This window comes from Pseudomonas phoenicis (genome assembly GCF_047302395.1).
Lineage (GTDB): Bacteria > Pseudomonadota > Gammaproteobacteria > Pseudomonadales > Pseudomonadaceae > Aquipseudomonas.
The window spans coordinates 2,854,282-2,875,989 of the sequence record NZ_CP154852.1; the positions used below are offsets into that span (position 1 = coordinate 2,854,282).

Annotated in this window: 19 protein-coding genes and 1 pseudogene; 9 read left to right on the forward strand and 11 right to left on the reverse strand. The window is 64.5% G+C overall.

The window, feature by feature from the left end:
* A complete protein-coding gene (locus AA0Z93_RS12830; RefSeq protein WP_413048591.1) occupies positions 1-1,152 on the forward strand; it encodes a phospholipase D-like domain-containing protein in 1,152 nt (383 codons plus the stop codon).
* Positions 1,153-1,166: 14 nt separating this feature from the next.
* Here the strand turns inward: AA0Z93_RS12830 and AA0Z93_RS12835 are convergent, their stop codons facing one another.
* Positions 1,167-1,565: a ketosteroid isomerase-related protein gene (locus AA0Z93_RS12835; RefSeq protein WP_413048590.1), complete on the reverse strand. Its 399-nt coding sequence runs from the start codon at positions 1,563-1,565 to the stop codon at positions 1,167-1,169.
* A gap of 115 nt (positions 1,566-1,680) precedes the next feature.
* On the opposite strand from AA0Z93_RS12835, the gene AA0Z93_RS12840 reads away from it, so the two are divergent.
* On the forward strand, positions 1,681-2,271 hold the full coding sequence (locus AA0Z93_RS12840; RefSeq protein ID WP_413048589.1) for a GNAT family acetyltransferase: 591 nt from the start codon (positions 1,681-1,683) through the stop codon (positions 2,269-2,271).
* Positions 2,272-2,672: 401 nt separating this feature from the next.
* On the opposite strand, the gene AA0Z93_RS12845 is transcribed toward AA0Z93_RS12840, so the two are convergent.
* On the reverse strand, positions 2,673-4,196 hold the full coding sequence (locus AA0Z93_RS12845; RefSeq protein WP_413048588.1) for a fumarate hydratase: 1,524 nt from the start codon (positions 4,194-4,196) through the stop codon (positions 2,673-2,675).
* Positions 4,197-4,425: 229 nt separating this feature from the next.
* Here AA0Z93_RS12845 and AA0Z93_RS12850 point away from each other — a divergent pair, with 229 nt between their 5' ends.
* The gene (locus tag AA0Z93_RS12850; RefSeq protein ID WP_413048587.1) at positions 4,426-5,346 is read left to right on the forward strand and encodes an iron-sulfur-binding ferredoxin reductase; all 921 of its coding nucleotides are present in this window, start codon (positions 4,426-4,428) and stop codon (positions 5,344-5,346) included.
* A 582-nt stretch (positions 5,347-5,928) separates the two neighbouring features.
* Here AA0Z93_RS12850 and pyk read toward each other — a convergent pair.
* Positions 5,929-7,383 (reverse strand): pyruvate kinase, encoded by a 1,455-nt coding sequence (pyk, locus tag AA0Z93_RS12855; RefSeq protein ID WP_413048586.1) that lies wholly within the window; start codon positions 7,381-7,383, stop codon positions 5,929-5,931.
* 232 nt (positions 7,384-7,615) lie between these two features.
* On the opposite strand from pyk, the gene AA0Z93_RS12860 reads away from it, so the two are divergent.
* The 3 genes from AA0Z93_RS12860 to sbcB all read left to right on the forward strand — a co-directional run bounded on the left by AA0Z93_RS12860 (position 7,616) and on the right by sbcB (position 9,979).
* Positions 7,616-8,002 (forward strand): tetratricopeptide repeat protein, encoded by a 387-nt coding sequence (locus tag AA0Z93_RS12860; RefSeq protein ID WP_413048585.1) that lies wholly within the window; start codon positions 7,616-7,618, stop codon positions 8,000-8,002.
* Positions 8,003-8,122: 120 nt separating this feature from the next.
* A complete protein-coding gene (locus AA0Z93_RS12865) occupies positions 8,123-8,482 on the forward strand; it encodes a PilZ domain-containing protein (protein ID WP_413048584.1) in 360 nt (119 codons plus the stop codon).
* A gap of 66 nt (positions 8,483-8,548) precedes the next feature.
* Positions 8,549-9,979: an exodeoxyribonuclease I gene (gene sbcB, locus AA0Z93_RS12870; RefSeq protein WP_413048583.1), complete on the forward strand. Its 1,431-nt coding sequence runs from the start codon at positions 8,549-8,551 to the stop codon at positions 9,977-9,979.
* A gap of 78 nt (positions 9,980-10,057) precedes the next feature.
* Here sbcB and mvaT read toward each other — a convergent pair whose 3' ends face one another.
* On the reverse strand, positions 10,058-10,435 hold the full coding sequence (mvaT, locus tag AA0Z93_RS12875) for a histone-like nucleoid-structuring protein MvaT (RefSeq protein WP_296263256.1): 378 nt from the start codon (positions 10,433-10,435) through the stop codon (positions 10,058-10,060).
* A 285-nt stretch (positions 10,436-10,720) separates the two neighbouring features.
* On the opposite strand from mvaT, the gene purU reads away from it, so the two are divergent.
* Entirely contained in the window at positions 10,721-11,572 is an 852-nt protein-coding gene (gene purU, locus AA0Z93_RS12880; protein WP_413048582.1) for a formyltetrahydrofolate deformylase, read from the forward strand.
* 3 nt (positions 11,573-11,575) lie between these two features.
* Here purU and AA0Z93_RS12885 read toward each other — a convergent pair whose 3' ends face one another.
* The 7 genes and pseudogenes from AA0Z93_RS12885 to AA0Z93_RS12915 form a co-directional block, all read right to left on the reverse strand.
* Positions 11,576-12,568 (reverse strand): lysylphosphatidylglycerol synthase transmembrane domain-containing protein, encoded by a 993-nt coding sequence (locus AA0Z93_RS12885; protein ID WP_413048581.1) that lies wholly within the window; start codon positions 12,566-12,568, stop codon positions 11,576-11,578.
* A complete protein-coding gene (locus AA0Z93_RS12890) occupies positions 12,565-13,329 on the reverse strand; it encodes a DUF2334 domain-containing protein (protein WP_413048580.1) in 765 nt (254 codons plus the stop codon). The genes AA0Z93_RS12885 and AA0Z93_RS12890 overlap by 4 nt, the downstream gene beginning before the upstream one ends.
* Positions 13,322-14,443: a glycosyltransferase family 4 protein gene (locus tag AA0Z93_RS12895; protein WP_413049015.1), complete on the reverse strand. Its 1,122-nt coding sequence runs from the start codon at positions 14,441-14,443 to the stop codon at positions 13,322-13,324. Before AA0Z93_RS12895 ends, AA0Z93_RS12890 begins: the two co-directional genes overlap by 8 nt.
* A 202-nt stretch (positions 14,444-14,645) precedes the next feature.
* Complete coding sequence (locus AA0Z93_RS12900) at positions 14,646-15,410, reverse strand: methyl-accepting chemotaxis protein (protein WP_413049014.1); 765 nt, start codon at positions 15,408-15,410, stop codon at positions 14,646-14,648.
* A gap of 93 nt (positions 15,411-15,503) precedes the next feature.
* Positions 15,504-16,523, reverse strand: a pseudogene (locus AA0Z93_RS12905) (cache domain-containing protein); the annotation flags it as partial.
* A gap of 207 nt (positions 16,524-16,730) precedes the next feature.
* Positions 16,731-18,203, reverse strand: a complete 1,473-nt coding sequence (locus AA0Z93_RS12910; RefSeq protein ID WP_413048579.1) for an inorganic phosphate transporter — start codon at positions 18,201-18,203, stop codon at positions 16,731-16,733.
* Between the two features lie 141 nt (positions 18,204-18,344).
* Entirely contained in the window at positions 18,345-18,554 is a 210-nt protein-coding gene (locus AA0Z93_RS12915; protein WP_296263268.1) for a hypothetical protein, read from the reverse strand.
* Positions 18,555-19,145: 591 nt separating this feature from the next.
* Between AA0Z93_RS12915 and pcaR the strand changes: the two genes are divergently transcribed.
* Both pcaR and AA0Z93_RS12925 read left to right on the forward strand, forming a co-directional pair.
* Positions 19,146-20,015, forward strand: a complete 870-nt coding sequence (gene pcaR, locus AA0Z93_RS12920) for a pca regulon transcriptional regulator PcaR (protein ID WP_413048578.1) — start codon at positions 19,146-19,148, stop codon at positions 20,013-20,015.
* A gap of 302 nt (positions 20,016-20,317) precedes the next feature.
* On the forward strand, positions 20,318-21,676 hold the full coding sequence (locus AA0Z93_RS12925; protein ID WP_413048577.1) for an MFS transporter: 1,359 nt from the start codon (positions 20,318-20,320) through the stop codon (positions 21,674-21,676).
* Positions 21,677-21,708: the final 32 nt, after the last annotated feature.

Consider the following 21,708-nt stretch of genomic DNA (forward strand, 5'->3'; position numbering starts at 1 on the left):
ATGCCGGGCCCGGTGTTTCCCTGGCGCGAAGGCAACCAGTTCGAACTGCTGATCGACGGTCCGGCATTCTTTCCACCCATGCTCGACGCCATCGCCGGTGCGCAGGCCCAGGTCGATCTGGAGCTGTACCTGGTCGAGGCGGGCGCCTGCGCCGAAGCGGTGGTGCAGGCGCTGGAAGCGGCGGCGCGGCGCGGGGTGCGGGTGCGTTGCCTGTTCGACGGCTATGGCGCCCAGGCCTTCGGCCGCCCGCTGCGCCAGCGCCTGCTGACGGCCGGGGTCGACCTGCGCGAGTACAACCCCATCCATTGGCGCCGCGGCGTGCGCAATCTGTACCGCGACCACCGCAAGCTGCTGCTGGTCGACCAGGTCTGGGCGGTGGTGGGCGGCACCGGGGTGACGGACGAATTCTGGGTGCCGAGCGAAGCCGCCAGCGAATGGCACGAAGTGATGGTGACCTTGCAAGGCCCCATCGTCAGCGACTGGCAGGCCCTGTTCGACCGCCAATGGCAGGCCAACCAGCGACGCACCGCCTGGCGCCCGGAGCAGGGCTTGCCGCGCATGCCGCGTACGCCGCCGGTGGGGCATGGCTTGGGCCGGGTGGCCTACGCCGATTCCCGGCAGCACCGTGACATCCTGCGTTCGCTGGTGCGAGAGCTGAATACCGGCGAGCGGCGCATCTGGCTGGCCACGCCGTATTTCCTGCCCACCTGGGGCGTGCGCCGCTCGTTGCGCCGCGCCGCCCAGCGTGGGGTCGACGTGCGCCTGCTGCTGACCGGGCCGCGCACCGACCACCCGGCGGTGCGCTATGCCGGCCACCGCTACTACCCGCGGCTGCTGCGCGCAGGGGTGAAGATCTTCGAATACCAGCCGTGCTTCCTGCACTTGAAGATGGTGCTGGTGGACGACTGGGTCAGCGTCGGCTCCTGCAACTTCGACCACTGGAACCTGCGTTTCAACCTCGAAGCCAACCTCGAAAGCCTGGACCCATTGCTCACCGCCCAGGTGGCGGCCAGTTTCCAGCGCGATTTCGCCCTGAGCCAGGAGGTCGACCTGGCCGGCTGGCGCGCCCGGCCCTTGTGGCGGCGCGTCAAGCAGCGGCTGTGGGGCTGGCTCGACCGCTTGGTCGCCAATCTGTTCGACCGACGCAGCTGAGGCCGGCCACTGCGTCAGCTCACCTGCTCGAGCCAGTCGTTGAGGTTACGGTAGGAGCTGACCCGCGCGATCTTGCCGCAGTGCAGATAGAAGAACGCACCGGCCGCCAGTACGTAGGTCTGGTCCTTGGCCGCCGGCAGGCCTTCGTCGTCCTCCAGGTACTGGCCGTGCACGGTGAATTCGGCGGCGGCGCGGTTGCCCTCGGCGTTGTGCATCACCACCAGGTCGTCCAGACGCTCGCGGTAGCAGCGGCCCATCCTGTCCATGTAGGCGGCGAACGCACGTTTGCCCATCTGCCGTTCGCCTTGGTTGATGTCGTGGATCACGTCTTCGTTGAGCAGGGCGAGCAGGCCGGGCATGTCGCCGGCGTCGAGCGCGGCGTAGTAGGCGTAGACGAGTTCCGTAGCGGTCATGGCAAAGTTCCTGTCGTGTAGGGGAAAGGGCGGGGCAAGGGCCGGATGATAGGGTTTCCCCTCAAGCCCGGCTTAGCCGCGCGCGCCATCCACATCGGGAAAACCACCAACTCGCATGGAAATCCGCCTGCTGCATGGCGCTGCGATCGCGCCCTATATCGATGACCTCGCTCGCCTGCGCCTGACGGTGTTTCGCGAGTTTCCCTACCTCTACGACAGCTCCATGGCATACGAGGCCGACTACCTCGCCGGCTATGCCCGCTCGGGCCGCAGCCTGCTGGTGCTGGCCCTGGATCGGGGACAGGTGGTGGGCGCCTCCACCGGGCTGCCGTTGGTGGACCATTCGGCCGAGTTCCAGCAACCGTTTCTCGAACACGGCCGCGACCCGAACGCGGTGTACTACTTCGGCGGGTCGCTGGTGCTGCCCGAGTACCGCAACCAGGGTCTGGGCGTGCGCTTCTTCATCGAGCGCGAGTCCTACGCGCACAAGCTGGCCGAATTCGACTACTGCGCCTTCTGCGCGGTCGAGCGGCCCTCGGGCCATCCGTTACGGCCCACCGACTACAAGCCCCTGCATGGTTTCTGGCGCAACCGCGGTTTCCTCCACGAACCCTCGCTGCGCACCCGCTATGCCTGGCGCGACCTGGACGAAGCGCAGGCGTCGGACAAGATCATGTCGTTCTGGGTCAAGGCGTTGCCATGCTGATCTATCGTCATGAGCGACGGCCGATGTTGGTCCGGTAGCCGGGCGCACGCGGCGGTGTTCCGAGCGTTTTCAGCTGGTGGTTGGCGTGCGTACGCCAAGCGCGCGAGCAGGGCCGGGTGCTCACCCGCCGCGACTGGCCGATGGCGCTTTTGCGCCGAACGGGGCTTACAGGCGAAAAAAACGCGCCACCGGGGCTGGTGCCGTCAGTCAAGCAATTGGGGCCGCTTGGCGGCCCATCGCGGCTAATCGGAGCGCCGAACCGGCCGCTCCCACACAAGACGCATTTCCTGTGGGAGCGGCTTTAGCCGCGATGGGCTGCAAAGCAGCCCCAATCGACACTATTTCGCCTTGACTGACCGGTATTGGCCACCGAGGGCGCAGTTCTTTCGTGACACCTGCGCTTACTGCACTTCCACCGCCAGGCTCTGGGCGATCTTGCCCTGCCACAGCGCGGGCCCGGTGATGTGCACCGACTCGCCCTGGCTGTCCACGGCCACGGTCACCGGCATGTCCTTGACCTCGAACTCGTAGATCGCTTCCATGCCCAGCTCGGCGAAGGCCAGCACCTCGGACTTGCGGATGGCCTGGGCCACCAGGTAGGCGGCGCCGCCTACGGCCATCAGGTACACGGCCTTGTTGTCGCGGATCGCGTCGATGGCGGTCGGGCCACGCTCGGACTTGCCGATCATGCCCAGCAGGCCGGTCTGTTCGAGGATCTGCCGGGTGAACTTGTCCATCCGCGTGGCGGTGGTGGGGCCGGCTGGGCCCACCACTTCGTCACCGACCGGGTCGACGGGGCCGACGTAGTAGATGAAGCGGCCCTTGAGGTCGACCGGCAGTTCCTCACCGCGGTTGAGCATCTCGACCATGCGCTTGTGCGCCGCGTCGCGGCCGGTGAGCATCTTGCCGTTGAGCAGGATGGTCTCGCCTGGCTGCCAGCTGGCCACTTCTTCCGGGGTGATGCTGTCGAGGTCGACGCGGCGGGCGCTCGGGCCAGCTTCCCAGACGATTTCCGGGTAGGCGTCGAGCGACGGCGCTTCCAGCTCGGCAGGGCCGGAGCCGTCGAGCACGAAGTGCGCGTGGCGGGTGGCGGCGCAGTTGGGGATCATGCACACCGGCAGCGAGGCGGCGTGGGTCGGGTAGTCCATGATCTTGACGTCGAGCACGGTGGTCAGGCCGCCCAGGCCCTGGGCGCCGATGCCCAGTTGGTTGACCTTGTCGAACAGTTCCAGACGGATCTCTTCGATGCGGTTCTGTGGGCCGCGGGCCTTGAGCTCATGGATGTCGATGGATTCCATCAGCACTTCCTTGGCCATTACCGCAGCTTTCTCCGCGGTGCCGCCGATGCCGATGCCGAGCATGCCCGGCGGGCACCAGCCAGCGCCCATGGTCGGTACGGTCTTGAGCACCCAGTCGACGATCGAGTCGGACGGGTTGAGCATGGCCATCTTCGACTTGTTCTCCGAACCGCCGCCTTTGGCCGCCACGTCCACTTCGACCTTGTCGCCAGGGACGATGGAGTAGTGGATGACAGCCGGGGTGTTGTCCTTGGTGTTTTTGCGCGCGCCGGCCGGGTCGGCCAGGATCGAGGCGCGCAGGACGTTTTCCGGCAGGTTGTAGGCGCGGCGCACGCCCTCGTTGATCATGTCGTCGACGCTCAGGGTGGCGCCGTCCCAGCGCACGTCCATGCCCACGCGCACGAACACGGTGACGATGCCGGTGTCCTGGCAGATCGGCCGGTGGCCGGTGGCGCACATGCGCGAGTTGATCAGGATCTGGGCAATCGAGTCGCGCGCGGCGGGCGACTCTTCACGCAGGTAGGCCTCGTGCATCGCCTGGATGAAATCGACGGGGTGGTAGTACGAGATGAATTGCAGGGCATCGGCGACGCTCTGAATCAGGTCGTCCTGCTTGATCACGGTCATGCAGCGCGCTCCTTTCTAAGACGGGAACATTCGTTGAGGCCTTCGACGCTCGCATGGGACGGGCCGAAGCGCCTTGCAGGAAGTGTCGGCTGGTCGGGCCGCCACGGAAAAAGGCGCGGCATTATAGCGCACCTGCCAGTGTGAAACATCCGCGCCCATCGCCTCGCCGGGCAGCCTTTCGCACCCACTCGTGCCATGCTGTGCGCCTTGTCCCTGGAGACCCCTGGCCATGCCCGAACTCAGCGCAGGCACGCACCGCTGGTCCGTGCCCGACGGCAGCAATCTGCTCGATGCCCTCAACCAGCAGGGCCTGAACGTGCCCTATAGCTGTCGCGCCGGCAGCTGCCATGCCTGCCTGGTGCGTTGCCTCGAAGGCGAACCGGACGATGCTCGCCCCGATGCGCTGTCCGCCGCGCAGCGCCTGGACGGCTGGCGCCTGGCCTGCCAATGCCGAGTCATCGGCGATCTGCGCGTCGCCGCGTTCGACCCGGTACGCGACGGCCAGACCGCGCAGGTGCACTCGGCCGACTGGCTGGGCGATGTGTTGCGCTTGCGCCTGCGGCCCGAGCGGGCATTGCGCTATCGGGCCGGACAGCATCTGCTGTTGTGGCTGGGATCGGTGGCACGGCCTTATTCGCTCGCCAGCCTGCCGGGGGATGACGATGCGCTGGAGTTTCACATCGACTGTCGTCACCCGGGGGCCTTTCGCGACCGGGCACGGCGCTTGAGAACCGGCGATAGGGTAGGGCTGGGCGAGCTTGGCGGCGGCGCGCTGCACTACGACCCCGATTGGCAGGACAGGCCGCTCTGGCTGCTGGGCGCGGGTACCGGCCTTGCGCCTTTGTGGGCCGTAGCGCGAGAGGCCTTGCGCCAGGGGCATCAGGGGGGCATCAGGTTGCTGCATGTGGCGTACGACGCTGCGGGCCATTACCTGGCGCCTGCCTTGCAACGAATCTCTGGCATCGAGAGCATCTGCGTGCTGCACGCGGATCTCGAAGCGGCGCTGGCCGGTCTGCCCCCCGCTTCCCGGCAGACCATCGCCTTGCTGTGCGGAGCGCCGACCTTCGTCGAGCGCCTGGCACGCAGGCTGTTCATCGCAGGTGTGCCTAGAAACCAAGTGCTGGCCGATGTGTTCGTGGAGCCGGCCTGATGGCCGCAACAGGCTGGCCCACAGCGGTGGGTGGAGGTGGGAGGGGCGAGGCGACGGTTGCTGGTGTCGGCGAAAGGCCTTGGTGAAACCTGGGGCTCCAGGGTGGGCCGTTGGTGGAGATGTGGATCGACTCGCGAAAAGTTTGTTCGCGCGGGGATTTCTATTGTTCAGCTGGGGAAATGTTGGGAAGTGAACAAAAAAGACCGTTCCAGAAGGCTGATGCTGCCGTTTGAGCGACTAGGCTCTGTCTGAAAAGTTCTGAGACGAAGGCCAGGCAAGGCTGAAGGCGGCCCCGCGAAAATCGGCGAGGAAGCGGAGTGTACTGGAGTACATGAGCATTCCGAGCCGGTTTTCAACGCAGCATGGACGAGTATCAGGACTTTTCAGACAGAGCCTAGGGCCGCCTTGCGGCCCATCGCGGCTGAAGCCGCTCCTACAGGCTCACTATCCTTCAGGAGCGGCTTTAGCCGCGATGGGCCGCAAGGCGGCCCTGGTGATAGCCACTCAGTTTGACTGAGCAGCATCACACTCCCTGAAGCAGTCTTCGCTGCCGACAGGGACGCTGTCGTCACAACGCCTGCATCAGCCGACCAGCGGGTCGCCCACGTGCAGGATCTTCATGCCGTTGGTGCCGCCAATGGTGTGGTAGCTGTCGCCTTTGGTCAGGATCACCCAGTCGCCTTGCTGCACCAGCCCACGTTGCAGCAGCTCGTCCACGGCCGCCTGGCTGACCTTGTCGCCCGGCAGGGCGGCGGGGTCGAAGGCGATCGGGTACACACCGCGGAACATCGAGGTGCGCGCCTGGGTGGCGCGGTGCGGGGAAAGCGCGTAGACCGGCACGTGCGAGCGCAGGCGCGACATGATCAGCGGCGTGTAACCACTTTCGGTGAGGGCGATGATCGCCTTGACGCCGGGGAAGTGGTTGGCCGTGTACATCGCCGCCAGGGCGATGCTTTCGTCGCAACGCTCGAAGGTGGTGTGCAGACGGTGGCTGGACTTCTGGCTGGTCGGATGCTTCTCCGCGCCCAGGCAGATGCGCGCCATGGCCTTGACCGCTTCGATGGGGTAAGCACCGGCGGCGCTTTCGGCCGAGAGCATCACCGCGTCGGTGTTGTCCAGTACGGCGTTGGCCACGTCCGACACTTCCGCGCGGGTCGGCATCGGGTTCTGGATCATCGACTCCATCATCTGCGTGGCGACGATCACCGCTTTGTTGTTGCGCCGTGCGTGCTGGATGATCTTCTTCTGGATGGCGATCAGCTCGGCGTCGCCGATCTCCACGCCCAGGTCGCCACGGGCGACCATCACGGCATCGGAGGCGGCGATCAGGCCGTCGAGGGTCTCGTCGTCGGCCACCGCTTCGGCGCGTTCGATCTTGGCCACCAGCCAGGCGCTGCCACCGGATTCGTCACGCAGCGAGCGGGCGTATTCCATGTCCTTGGCGTCGCGTGGGAAGGACACGGCCAGGTAGTCGAGGTCCATTTGCGCAGCCAGCTTGATGTCGGCCTTGTCCTTCTCGGTCAGGGCCGGCGCCGTCAGGCCACCGCCGCGGCGGTTGATGCCCTTGTGGTCCGACAGCGGGCCACCGATCAGCACCACGCAATGCAGGGCATCGGCGGTCGCGGTTTCGACGCGCATGACCACGCGGCCGTCGTCGAGCAACAGCTCGTCGCCCACGCCGCAATCCTTGACCAGGTCGGGGTAGTCGATGCCGACGATGCTCTGGTTGCCTTCGGTCAGCGGATGCGCGGTGGAGAAGGTGAAGCGGTCACCTTCCTTGAGCTCGATGCGCTTGTCGCTGAACTTGGCGATACGGATCTTCGGCCCTTGCAAGTCACCGAGCAGTGCCACGTGGCGGCCGTTGCGGGCGGCGATTTCGCGGATCAGCCGCGCGCGAGCCTTGTGCTCGTCGGGCGTGCCGTGGGAGAAGTTCAGACGCGCCACGTCGAGGCCGGCGAGGATCAACTGTTCGATCACTTCCGGCGAGTTGCTGGCAGGGCCCAGGGTGGCGACGATTTTGGTACGGCGGATGGTCATGCATAGACTCCTATAGTGAAGCGCAGCGAGAGGCTACTCCTCAATCGGGTTGTAGTCATCGTTCGGTTGCACTACCTGCCGAGCGCCGATGCGTCGAGCGCCGCTGCGCCGAGCGCCGGTGCCGGTCAGTGCTACGGTCGTCGCATGCCGGGCGCGACACGCCCAGGGTGGCAGCGGCGTGTGAAGATTTGCCGGTACCCGCCGATACAGTGGCCATCAAAGGAGAATGCCCATGCGAACCCTGATCCTGCTGGCCGCGCTGGCCGGCCTTGGCGGTTGTACCCGCTGGTCGATGGACCATCACCTGGACAACGCCTACCGTGCCTACGACCGCGGCGACTGCGCGCGGGTGATGCTCGAGCTGTCCCAGGTCGACCGCACCAGCCGGGCGCGACCGTTCATCCATCCGGAGGTCTCGTTACTGCGCGGGCAGTGCCTGGAACGGCAGAAGCTGTACGTCGATGCGGCGCAGACCTACCAGTACCTGATCCAGCGCTTCCCAGGCAACGAATACGCCTACCGCGCGGCTGCGCGCCTGGAAACGCTGGAGCGCCTGGGGCACTACCGACCCGCCGAAGCGGCGGTGGCCAGACCCGCGCCCGGTGCAACCTGGCGCTGAACGGTGATGGTGAACCCCACGCTTTATCTGCTATACCCAATGGATTGTGTCTTCGGATGATCGAAACCCACCTGCCAGTCGCGAGTTTTCCTGGCCCCACGTAGGAAAGCCATAAACGCCATGTTCACTGCCCGACAAATCGAACGCCACGAATTGCAACGCGTGTTGGAGGTCTTCAACCGCATCACTGGCTATTCCTTGGGTTACCTGGGCAACGTCTCGGAAAGTGGCCTGATGCTGATCAGCGAACTGCCGCTGATGGTCGGCCCGGATTTCGAACTGCAGATCCGCGTGCCGCTCAAGGGCGGCGGCGAGCAGTACATCAACCTGACCGCCAGTTGCGTGTGGTGCCAGGAAGACGAAACCCCAGGCCACTACAACTCCGGTTTCATGCTGTTGCAGGCGCCGCGCGACTACGATTCTTTCGTCCTGGCCTTGCAGGAGTTCTTCACCTTCCGCCAGATCGGCGCCTCGGCCTGACGCGGGCCTCGCCGCGGGCACCCGCGCCCCGCTAGACTCGGGTCGACCTACTGACAGGAAGACCCCGTGAGCTCCAGCATCTTCTGGCACGACTACGAAACCACCGGTATCAATCCGCGCTGCGACCGCCCCTTGCAAATGGCTGGGGTGCGCACCGACCTCGACCTCAACGAAATCGAAGCCCCGATCAGCCTGTACTGCCGGCCGAGCGACGACATCCTGCCGCACCCGGCCGCCTGCCTGGTCACCGGCATCACCCCCCAGCGCCTGGCCGAAGAAGGTTTGGGCGAAGCCGAGTTCATGACCCGCGTCCATGCCGAACTCGCACGACCGGGCACCTGCGGCGCCGGCTACAACACCCTGCGCTTCGACGACGAAGTGACCCGCTACAGCCTCTACCGCAATTTTTTCGACCCCTACGGCCGCGAGTGGCAGGGCGGCAACAGCCGCTGGGACCTCATCGACCTGGTGCGCACCGCCTGCGCTCTGCGCCCGGAAGGCCTGAACTGGCCGGAGCAGGACGGACGCATCAGCCTGCGCCTGGAACTGCTCAGCCGCGCCAATGGCATCGACCATGGCCATGCCCACGAAGCGCTGTCGGACGTGCGCGCCACGCTGGCATTGGCACGCTTGATTCGCGATCGCCAACCGAAGTTGTACAACTGGCTGTTCGAACTGCGCAGCAAACACAAGGTGCTGGAACAGATTCGGCTGTTGCAGCCGCTGGTACATATATCCGGGCGCTTCTCGGCCCAACGCAAATACCTGGGTGTGGTATTGCCCTTGGCGTGGCATCCGAGCAATCGAAACGCATTGATAGTCTGCGATTTACATCAGGATATTCTGCCATTGTTGCAGGAAAGTCCTGACGAACTGCGTCGGCGTTTATACACCCGACGCGAAGACTTGGGTGCCGATCAACTACCGGTGCCGCTCAAACTGGTACAGATCAATCGGTGTCCGGTGCTGGCACCGCTGTCGGTATTGCGTGCCGACGATGAGCAACGTCTGGGCATCGATCGAGGGCTGTATCTGCAACGTGCCGACGAATTGGTTCGGCAACAGGTCCGTTGGCAAGACAAACTCGCGCCGATGTACGGCGCGCAAGATTTTCAAGTCAATGAAGATCCCGAGCAGCAGTTATACGACGGTTTTATCGGCGAACGCGACCGTCGTTTGTGCGAGCAAGTACGTGCCTTGGACCCGCAGCAATTAGGCCAGGGCCAATGGATGTTCGACGATGCCCGTCTGCCGGAACTATTGTTCCGTTACCGCGCGCGCAACTTTCCCGCGACCTTGAACGAACAGGAGCGCCAGCGCTGGTACGCCTTCTGCCAACAGCGCCTGAGTCTGCCGCAGGCCGGCGCGCCCAATACCCTGGGCGACTTCCAGCAAGCGCTGCACGGCAGCCTCGCCACGGCGGACGAGGCCGGGCGGCGTGTGCTGCAGGCCTGGCACACTCATGCGCAGAGCTTGCAAGCGCGCTATGCCCTGTAACGCCAGCGGTATTCGCAGACCATAAAAAAACGCCAGCGAGTGCTGGCGTTTTCGATCAAGCAAGTGCGTGACGGATAATCAACCCAGCAGGGTCGACCAACCTTCAACCTCGTCACCGCCCCACTTGGCTTTCCACTCTTTCAGGGTTTTGTGGTTGCCACCTTTGGTTTCAATCACTTCACCGTTGTGTGGGTTCTTGTATTGCTTGACCTTGCGCGCGCGTTTGGTAGTCGCCGGTTTGGCGGCGCCACGTGGCGCTTTGCTGATTTTTGCATCGGGATCGAGCAGGGCGATGACATCGCGCAGCGACTTGGAGTATTCACCCATCAGGGCGCGCAGTTTGCCTTCGAACTCCAGCTCTTTTTTCAGCTTGTCGTCTTGCGAGAGATTGGCCAGGCGCGCTTGAAGTTCTTTGATGGCTTCTTCGGTGGCACGGTATTCATTGATCAGGGACATGGGACGTTCCTTGGTTGAAGATGTAGGGAGACAGTGGGGCAATAATAGACACGCGCCAGGGGCAAGTAAACAACTAACGTTGCCGGCTGAATATTTGCAGGCCCACACATGCCGATGTATTTGGTAAAAAATATTTTACTAAGCGGCCAGTGCCTGACTGCCTGTCTTCGTTCAACACATTGTCTGAGGCGCAAACGCTCGCCGTCGCCAGGCGACGATGATTACTGCGTTTTTTCCGACATGCCGCTACAATCGCCGCCTTTGCGAAGTTCTGGAGTCTGTTTGATGCGCACCTATCGTTTGGTGATCGCGTGCCCCGACCGTGTCGGTATCGTGGCCAAGGTCAGTAATTTCCTGGCGCTGTACAACGGCTGGATCAATGAAGCCAGCCACCACTCCGATGAGCAGAGCGGTTGGTTCTTCATGCGCCACGAAATCCGTGCCGACACCTTGCCGTTCGGCATCGAAGCGTTGCGCGAGGCGTTCGCGCCGATCGCCGAAGAGTTCTCCATGACCTGGCGGATCACCGATTCGGCGCAGAAGAAACGCGTCGTATTGATGGCCAGCCGCGAATCGCATTGCCTGGCCGACCTGTTGCACCGCTGGCATACCGATGAACTCGATTGCGACATTCCCTGCGTGATCTCCAACCACAACGACCTGCGCAGCATGGTCGAGTGGCACGGCATTCCGTTCTTCCACGTGCCGGTCGATCCACAGGACAAACAGCCGGCTTTCGCCGAAGTTTCGCGCTTGGTCGCCGAGCACTGCGCCGATGTCGTGGTGCTGGCGCGCTACATGCAAATCCTGCCGCCCCAGCTGTGCCAGGACTACGCCGAGCGCGTGATCAACATCCACCACAGCTTCCTGCCTTCGTTCGTCGGTGCCAAGCCGTACCACCAGGCGGCACTGCGCGGGGTGAAACTGATCGGCGCGACGTGCCACTACGTCACCGAGGAGCTGGACGCAGGCCCGATCATCGAGCAGGACGTGGTGCGCGTCAGCCACGCCGACACCATCGAAGACATGGTGCGTTTCGGCCGCGACGTGGAAAAGATGGTGCTGGCCCGCGGCCTGCGCTACCACCTCGAAGACCGTGTGCTGGTGCACGGCAACAAGACCGTGGTCTTCGACTGAGGCTCAGCCGGCCTGGCGCCGCCAGCGTTGCAACAGCGGGCGCGCCAGCAGGCAGACGAACACCGGCCCTCCGGCCAGCATATAGAAGTAATAGGTGATCGCCCGCCAGATGACGATCGCCGCCGCCGCGGTCGAGCCGCCCACCAGCGGCGTGAGCAGCGTGGCCGAGGTCAATTCGGCAGCCCCGGCACCCCCCGGCAACAGGCTGAACTGGCCCGCGCTCAAAGCCAGCATCTGCACCAGGAAGCTGGGTATCCAGCCCAGGTCGGTCTGCAATCCCCGTAAAACCAGATACATCACGCTGAAGCGCAGGCTCCAGTGCGCGCAGGTGAGCGCGAACACCAGCGCCAGCGTGCGTTTGGGCAGCCGCCAGGTTTGTGCCAGGGCATGCAGAAAGCGCAGCAGTTTGCGTGCCCAGCGCCGCTGGCGCGCCGCCGACAGGCCCATCCGACGCAGCACCCGACCATTCCAGCCCATCGCTTGCCGGCGCCAACGCATCAGCGCCAAGAGCAAGGCCAAGGCCGCGCAGAGCATCAGCGCGCTGCCCATCAACATGGTCTGCTGGCTATGGCCCAGACGGTTGAATACCGCATAGCCTGCGATGGCCAGCATGGCGCAGAAAAAGAACAGCAAGTCGTTGAGCTGGTCCATGGCGAACGCCGCGCCGCTGCGCGCCGCACCGATGCCTTCGCGGTTGAGCAGGGCGATCAGCGCCAAGGGGCCGCCACTGCCGCCGGGGGTGGTGCAGATGGCGAACTCGGTGGCCATCAACACACCCACGCTGCGTACCCGACCCAAGTGCGCGCCTTGCTGGCCGAGCAGCAAGCGCAAGCGCCAGGCGTTGATCACCCAGCACAGCACGATCATGCCGAGCAAACTGGCCAGCAGGCCTGGGGGGAAACTGCGCAGGCGCGGCAGCAGTTCGCCGCCCCCGAGAAACAGCGGGACGGCCAGTGCCAGCAACACTGCCAGCCCCAGCCAGACCCAACGCGTCATGAAGCGAGCTGGCGGTCGAGCCAGACGGATTTGGTCACAGGTTCCCGGCCTTGGGCCATCAGCTCGCGCAGGGTGTCCATCCAGTACTCGCGGGACGAACGATGGCGCATGTCCACCGGGTGCAGGCCTAGGCGCAAGGTCTCGGCCGACGCCAGGCGCTTGCGTTGCCAGTCGCTGATCATCCTGGACATGCCGCGCCGCCAGGCGCTGCGCGCGCTCCACACCAGCCCAGGGGCGTCGATGGCGGCGAAGTCCGGCAAACGATACAGGTGCTGCGGGGTGCTGGTGTAGCGCAGCGGCAATTGGCGCAAGGCCTGCCGGGTGCCTTCGCTCATCAGCCAGGCCGGGGCGACGAAACCGGCGACCGGCCAGCCCTGCGCCTGGAACAGTTGCAACCCTTCGCGCAATCTGTGCAGCGCCTGCGCCTGGTCCAGGCCATAGAACTCGCCTTCGTGGGTGTACACACGACGCATGAACAGCTCACGCGGCGTACGCGGCGTCGGGCCGTCGTCGGCGTGGTAGAAGCCGTGCAGGGCCAGTTCGTCGCCCTTGGCCAGGCGTTCGTCCAGCAAGCGGCAGAAGTCGGGAGCCTGTTGCAGGGCATTGCGATGATGGAAGTCCGGCACCACCAGCCAGGTCATGGGCACGTTGCCCAGCGCATCGACCGCCTCGACGAAGGGACGGTAATCGGGCCAGGTCTCCGGTGCCACATCGTGCAGCACCAGCATCACGCTGGGGGGGTTGGACGAGGTCTCACGCATGGACACGCACCATCGGCTGATGGCCGAGCACGGCCTGGTAATGGTCGAGCAGGCCGTTGACCACGCTGCTCCACGAATACTGTTGCTCCACGTGGCTGCGGGCTTGGGTGCCAAGCTTGCGCACGCCCTCTTCGAAGGCCTCGTGCACGGTGACGGCCATGGCCCTGCCGTCGTTCGGCGCGCACAGGCGGCCGCAGTCTTCGCGCACGATTTCGCTGAACGCGCCGGCGCGCACGGCCACCACTGGAGTGCCGCTGGCCATGGCTTCGAGAATCACCAGGCCGAAGGTCTCCTGGTCGCCGGCATGCACCAGCAGATCGGCGCTGGCCAGCAGGTTGGCGACTTCCTGAGGTGGGCAGAACTGGTTGATCACCGTGACGTTGTCCGGCACGTTGGCCGGCATGCCCGAGCCCACCAGCAGCAAGTGATAGCGGCTGCCCAGTTGGCGTATGCAGTCGAGCAGCACGGGCAGGTTCTTCTCCCGCGAACCGCGGCCGGCGAAGACCAGCAGGCGCGTGGTGTCAGGAATGCCCAGGCGGGCCTTGAGCTGCGTGTCGCGGTGCGAAGGGTTGAACATGTTCAGGTCCACGCCCAAACGCTGCACATGCACGTCCTTGACGCCCAGGCGGGTGAGCTTGTCGGCCATCACCTGGCTCGGCGCCAAGACCCGGTCGAAGTTGCCGTACAGCTTGCTGACGTAGGCCTCCACGTTGGGCGTGAACCAATTGCCCATGCGGTTGCTGACCAGCAGCGGCAGGTCGGAATGGTAGAAGCCGATCACCGGCACATCGAGCTGGCGCCGCGCTTCGAGCGCGGCCCAGGCCGTGAGGTACGGGTCGCCGACTTCGATCAGGTCGGGCTGCAAGGTGCGCAGCGTGTTGCACCACGGTGCCAGGCGTACGGGAAAGCGGTAACCCTTGCCGAACGGCAGAGGCATGGCCGGAACCTGGTAGACCCCATTGTCTGCGGTTGCCGAGGCCCCCGGAATGAGCAGGCTGTGACGCACGCCGGACATGGCGTCGAGGCGTCGGTGTTTGGCATCAAGGTACGTTCGTACGCCCCCGCTTGCCGGGGCATAGAACATGGTGATGTCAGCAATGTGCACGATCGGTATCCCTCCGGGATCATCTTCGGTCCTGTCCTACGGCTGTAACACACCGTTACAGAACACGCTTGAAGGTTGACCTTGAAGAAGGGGGATTTGTTCGATCGACCTGTGCGATCAAGGGTTTGGCGCTGATCCGCGACGTGCGGCGAACCGTCCCGGAGCGCCGTGGCCCGCGCTGCAAGCGGCACCACGGCTGGGCGGGGAGGGGTCAGATCCTGAACGTGCCGACCAGGTGCTTGAGACGGCCGGCCTGCTGTTCCAGGTCGGCGCAGGCGCGCAGAGTGGCCTGCAAGTTCTCCACGCCCTCTTGGTTGAGCATGTTGATCTCGCTGATGTCGACGTTGATCGCTTCGACCACGGCGGTCTGCTCCTCGGTGGCGGTGGCGACCGATTGGTTCATGCCGTCGATCTCGCCGATGCGCCCGGTCACGCTGCCCAGGCGTTCGCCGGCCTGGTTGGCGATCTCGACGCTTTCCTGGCTGTGGCGTTGGCTCTGGTCCATGGTGTCCACCGAAGCCCGCGCGCCGACCTGCAGCTCTTCGATCATGCCCTGCACCTGCTGCGCCGATTCCTGGGTGCGGTGCGCCAGGTTGCGCACTTCATCGGCCACTACGGCGAAGCCGCGACCGGCTTCGCCCGCGCGCGCCGCTTCGATGGCGGCGTTGAGCGCCAGGAGGTTGGTCTGCTGGGAAATGCTGGTGATCACTTCGAGAATCTGCCCGATGTTCACCGTCTTGCCGTTGAGCGTTTCGATGTGGGCGCTGGAGGTGACGATCAGGTCGGACAACCGCGTCATCGCCTGGATGTTGCGCTCCACCACCTGCTGGCCTTCTTCGGCCAGTACCCGTGCGGAGCTGGCGTGCTGCGACGCCAGGGCGGCGTTGCCGGCGATCTCCTGGGCGGCGGCGCCCAGTTCGTTGATCGCCGCGGCCACGCTGTTGGTGCGGTTGCTCTGCTCGTCGGAATTGCTCATCGACGAGTTCGAGGCGCTGATCACCCGCAAGGCCACTTCGTTGACCTGCTCGGTGGCCGACGACACTTCGCGGATCGAGCTGTGGATCCGTTCGACGAAGCGGTTGAAGGCGTTGCCCAGGATGCCGAATTCGTCGTGGTGCTGGATGTCCAGGCGGCGGGTCAGGTCGCCTTCACCTTCGGCGATGTTTTCCATAGCGCGGGTCATGACGTGCAGCGGTTGCATCAGCACACGAATCAGCAGGCCGAGCAGGGCGATGATGATCGCCACCGCCACCAGGGTGGCGATCACCGCCGAGGTGCGGAAGGTACTGAGCATGGCGAAGGCCTGATCCTTGTCGATGGACAGGCCCACGTACCAGTGGGCGTTGGGCAGGCCCTTGATCGGCGTGAAGCTGAGCAGGCGGCTCTGGCCGTCGGCCTCTTGCACCTCGCTGAGGTCTTGGGTGAGTTTCGGCGCCTGGCCGGGGAACAGATCGCCCAGCGACTTCATCACCAGCGCCTGTTGCGGATGCACGAGGATCTTGCCCTGGTCGTTGACCAGGAAGGCATAGCCCATGCCGCCGAAGTTCAGTGAGTTGATGATCTTGGCCAGCCCGTCCAGGGCCAGGTCGCCACCGACCACGCCGACGTTGGTCGCGGCTTTGCTGATGATGCTGATGACCATCTTCTGTGTGGTCAGGTCGATGTAGGGTTCGGTGAGGATGGCGCCGCTGGCGCTCATGCCGTCCTTGTACCAGGGCCTGATCCGCGGGTCGTAGCCGTCGGGCATCTTGGCGTCGGGACGTACGGTGAAGCGGCCGTCGACCTGGCCCAGGTAGACGGTCAGGAAGCTTGAGGTCAATGCCGGTTGACCGAGCAGGGTGGCAGCCTCGGCCGGCGCCTGGGCGATGTTTTGCGCCAGGTTGTCGACCATGCGGATGCGCCCGTCGAACAGGCTGTTGACGTTGGTGGCGGTGGACTGGCCCATTTCGGCCAGGTAGCTCTCCAGGTCTTCGCGGATGGCGTTGCGTTGCAGGTAATCGTTGAACAGGGTGAACAGGCTGAAGGCGACGATCACGATCAGTGACGCGGCGAGAAGAATCTTGTGGCTGAATCGAAGGCTTTTGCGCATGGCGTGCTCGGCTCCGCTGGGCTTGTGTGTCGAGTGGTTGCCGCCTGCGCGCTGCGCAGCGATGGCCTGACGGTATCGGCCGGCAGGGCCTTGAGCTTGAGCCTTGGTGGCCAGAAAAAAGCAGAAAGCGGGTGTGTCGCCGGTTTTTTTACCCACCTACGAAAAAGGCGCCCCTGAGGGCGCCTTATCGCATACCGCTTAGGGCTATCAGCCGATGAAGCGCGTCGCCAGCCAGAACAGCGCGGCGGACAGGGCCACGGTGGCGGGCAGGGTCAATACCCAGGCCAGCAGGATGGTCTTGATCGTGCCGCCTTGCAGGCCGCTCTTGTTGGCGACCATGGTGCCGGCCACGCCCGACGACAGCACATGGGTGGTCGACACCGGCAGGCTGAACACGTTGGCCATGCCGATCGCACACGCCGCAGTGATCTGCGCCGACATGCCCTGGGCATAGGTCATGCCCTGCTTGCCGATCTTCTCGCCGACGGTGAGGACCACGCGCTTCCAGCCGACCATGGTGCCCAGGCCCAGGGCCAGGGCGACCGCGACGATGACCCAGAAGGGCGCGTACTCGGTGGTGGCGGTGAGGTCTTTGCGTAGCTTGTCGAGGTCGGCACGCTCGCGCGCTTCGAGGCCCGGCAGCTTGCCGACCTTCTTCGCGGTGTCGTCCAGGCACAGCAGGTAGCGACGCACTTCCACGCGCTTCTCGGCGCCCAGGTCGTGGTAGTCGGTCACGCCCTTGAGCGAATGTTGCAAGGCGCTGATGGTCGGTTCGGTCTGCTTGGGGTCGCAGCTGAACTGGCCTGGCAGATCGCTGGCAGGGGCCTTGCCCAGGGCCAGGAACTCGCCGAGGGTGTCGGCGTTGCGCTGGTAGAACTGGCTCAGGTGCAGGGTGGCGTCGCGGGTGCGTTCGATCTGGTAGGTGCTGCTGCCCAGGTCGAGGACGAATTGCGAAGGCACGATGCCGATCAGCACCAGCATGATCAGGCCGATGCCTTTCTGGCCGTCGTTGGAACCGTGCACGAAGCTCACACCCATCGCCGAGATCACCAGGACCAGGCGATTCCAGAAGGGCGGGTGCTTCTTGTCGTCCAGCTTGCGCCGCTGCTCCGGCGTCTTGTGCATCTTCGACAGCGGCCGCCAGCGCTTGAGCATCAGCAGCACCAGGGCGGCGACGATGAAGCCGGCCAGCGGCGAGAACACCAGCGACAGGCCGATGTCGATCGCCTTCTGCCAGTTGACGCCATCACCCAGCGGGATGTGGTTGATCAAGGCATTGGCCAGGCCCACGCCGAGGATCGAGCCGATCAGCGTGTGCGAACTGGAAGCGGGAATGCCGAAGTACCAGGTGCCCAGGTTCCAGGCGATGGCGGCGGCGAGCAGGGAGAAGACCATGGCCAGTCCATGCCCGGTGTTCACGTTGATCAGCAGTTCCACCGGCAGCAGGTGGACGATCGCGTAGGCCACGCCCACCCCACCGAGCAGCACTCCCAGGAAGTTGAACACCCCCGAGAAGAACACCGCCAGATGCGGCGGCATGGCTTTGGTGTAGATGACGGTGGCTACCGCGTTGGCGGTGTCATGAAAGCCATTGATGAACTCGAAAGCGAGCACAAAGGTCAGCGCGAGCACCAAGCTCACGGCTACCCAGGCATCCAGTCCGCTGAATAAATCAATCATGAAAAGTTTTCTGGCGGTCGAAAGGGGGCCGGATTATGCCAGAAAAACCAGAGATTCGAAGCACCCGCTTTGACTCTAAAATCTTGCGTCAGGTCACATCAATGTGCGGTTGCGGGTCATCTCCCTGTCGTTGGCAGGGCATCAGCGTTTTTCGACGCCCTCGCCACGCAATTCCTTTTCCATCTTGTCGAGCTCTTCGGCGAAGGCCTGATCATGGATGGTGGAGCGTTTGCGCCACGGTTTGCGTTCCGGTTCCGGTTGCGCGGCATAGGTGGTGACTTCGCCGCCATAGAGTCCGGTAAAACGTTCGGCCTGACGCTCGAGTTCGGCGCGCAGTTCATCTTTTGTCACAACAATACCTGCCAATGGAAAGTTATATCCCGGTCGGCGACAGTTGTAGAAATGTCTGTCGGTTACGGACCTGGGGACGTCGCGCTGCCGTAACGTCAGGTTGAAGCTTGTCTGGAAGTTGCCGCCTACCGAAGACGCTGGCCGGCGTGGTCGGGCCGGGGAGGGCGCAGACCCGTTGGCGAAGCCGGTTGGCACGGGCGATCGGTCGAGCAAAGTTTGGCATCGAGCGATGAAGACGGCGAGATTATAACCAACTTGCCGGTCAGGCAAGATAGAGGCTCGAACATGGCGCGGTGCCCGCTAAGTGGCACGTGCGCTGTTTGACGAAACCGTTCGTCACGCAACTTCCGCCGTTACGAGCTTGGAACACTTGGCCAGCAGGAAAGTTCGCGGGTCCCTATAAATGAAAACGGCCTCGCTGTAGGGCGAGGCCGCTGCCTTGAAGCTTCCACGGTGGGTACCTGACCAGTCTCTCCAAAGAAGCCACATGGGCAGGTAGAAAGGTATAAGCAAACGTGTCGGCGGTCAATTGCGATTATCGGCCGCTTGTTCGATAATCGCACAACGCACCGTTTTCTTGAGGCAAGTCCCATGAGCGAAGAAACCCTCGACAGCGCAGGCGCCAACCCTCTGCGCGCCGCCAGCGCAGCGCTCGCGCCGCCCATCGTGGCCTCGGCGGCCAAACGCATTCAGGCGTTCACCGGCGATCCGGATTTCATGACTTCGCTGGCCCGCGGCCTGGCGGTGATCCAGGCCTTCCAGGAACGCAAACGCCACCTCACCATCGCCCAGATCAGCCACCGTACGGAAATTCCCCGCGCCGCCGTGCGGCGCTGCCTGCACACGCTGATCAAGCTCGGCTACGCCACCACCGACGGACGTACCTATTCGTTGTTGCCCAAGGTGCTGACCCTGGGCCATGCCTATCTGTCGTCCACGCCCCTGGCGGTCTCGGCGCAGCCGTATCTGGACCGCATCAGCGAAAAACTCCACGAAGCGGCCAACATGGCCACCCTGGAAGGCGACGACATCCTCTATATCGCCCGTTCGGCCACGGTCGAGCGGCTGATTTCGGTCGACCTGTCCGTCGGCGGGCGTCTGCCGGCCTACTGCACGTCGATGGGGCGGATCATGCTGGCGGCGCTGGACGATGCCAGCCTGCGCGAATACCTCGAACGCGCCGACCTCAAGGCCCGCACCAGCCGCACCCTGCACGACGCCGAATCGCTGTTCGCCTGTATCCAGCAAGTGCGCGAGCAGGGCTTCTGCGTGGTCGACCAGGAACTGGAGCAAGGCCTGCGTTCGATCGCCGTGCCCATCTACGATGCTTCCGGGCAGGTGCTGGCCGCGCTCAACGTCAGCACCCATGTGGGCCGGGTCAGCCGCAGCGAGCTGGAGCAGCGTTTCCTGCCCATCCTGTTGGCCACCAGCCAGGACCTGTGCACCCAACTGTTCGGCTGAAACGCACGGGAGCGGCAAGCCCTGCTCGGCGTTTAGCGTTCGGTAACCGCACACACTCGGGGCGCGTCAATTGCGCCCCTCGCGCTCGCTGATTACTGTTGTTGCCATCGGTCGGCCCTGCCGACCGCACAATAACAACAGGCGAGAACCCTCCATGAAAACGACTGCTTCGCTGCCGCGGCCGAGCGCACCTGCCGTGCCCCCGCATCCCGTCTAGCCAAAGGTTGCACCACATCCATTCCCCCACGGCTGCACTGTCGACAGTGCAGGCGTCCGTTTGTGCGCACCGTCTGGACGACCCCATGACCCTGACTTTCGACAAAGCCCCCGCGCCTGCCGGGCAGATCCTCGATGTACAACGCTTGATCAACCAGCAACCCCTGTCGCGCTATCAGTGGCGGGTGGTGCTGCTATGTTTCCTGATCGTCTTTCTCGACGGCCTGGACACCGCAGCCATGGGGTTCATCGCCCCGGCACTGTCCCAAGAGTGGGGCATCGACCGTGCCAGCCTGGGCCCGGTGATGAGCGCGGCATTGATCGGCATGGTCTTTGGTGCCTTGGGTTCGGGGCCGCTGGCCGACCGCTTCGGCCGCCGCGGCGTGCTGATCGGTGCAGTGCTGGTGTTCGGCGGTTTCAGCCTGGCCTCGGCCTATGCCACCTCGGTCAACGAATTGCTGATTCTGCGTTTTCTCACCGGGCTGGGTTTGGGGGCGGGCATGCCCAACGCCACCACCTTGCTCTCGGAGTACACCCCCGAACGGCTCAAGTCGTTGCTGGTCACCAGCATGTTCTGCGGCTTCAACCTGGGCATGGCCGGCGGCGGCTTCGTCTCTGCCAAACTGATTCCGGCCTACGGCTGGCACAGCCTGCTGGTGCTGGGTGGGGTACTGCCCTTGCTGCTGGTGCTGGCACTGCTGCTATGGTTGCCGGAGTCGGCGCGCTTTCTGGTGGTGCGCAAGCGCGGCACCGAGCAGGTGCGCAAGACCCTGGCGCCGATCGCGCCGGCCCTCGTCGCCCAGGCCCAGGGCTTCAGCGTGCCGGAGCAGAAGGCCGTGGCCGCGCGCAACGTCTTCGCGGTGATCTTCTCGGGCACCTATGGGCCCGGCACCCTGCTGCTGTGGCTGACCTATTTCATGGGCCTGGTGATCGTCTACCTGCTCACCAGCTGGCTACCGACCCTGATGCGCGACAGCGGCGCCAGCCTGGAGCAGGCCGCGTTCATCGGCGCCCTGTTCCAGTTCGGCGGGGTGCTCAGCGCGGTGCTGGTGGGCTGGGCGATGGACCGCTACAACCCGCACAAGGTCATCGGTGTCTGTTACCTGTTGGCCGGCGGCTTCGCCTACGCGGTGGGCCAGAGCTTGGGCAACATGGCATTGCTGGCGACCCTGGTGCTGGTCGCCGGCATGTGCGTGAACGGTGCGCAATCGGCCATGCCATCGCTGGCGGCGCGCTTCTACCCGACCCAGGCCCGGGCCACGGGTGTGTCCTGGATGCTGGGCATCGGCCGTTTCGGCGCAATCCTCGGCGCCTGGAGCGGGGCCACGCTGCTGGGCCTGGGTTGGACCTTCACACAAGTGCTCACAGCCTTGCTGGTACCGGCTGCCCTCGCGGCGCTAGGGGTGATAGTCAAGGGCTGGGTCAGTCATGCGGATGCCACATGAAGCCACGCCCGTCGAACACGCGCGAGTCGGCA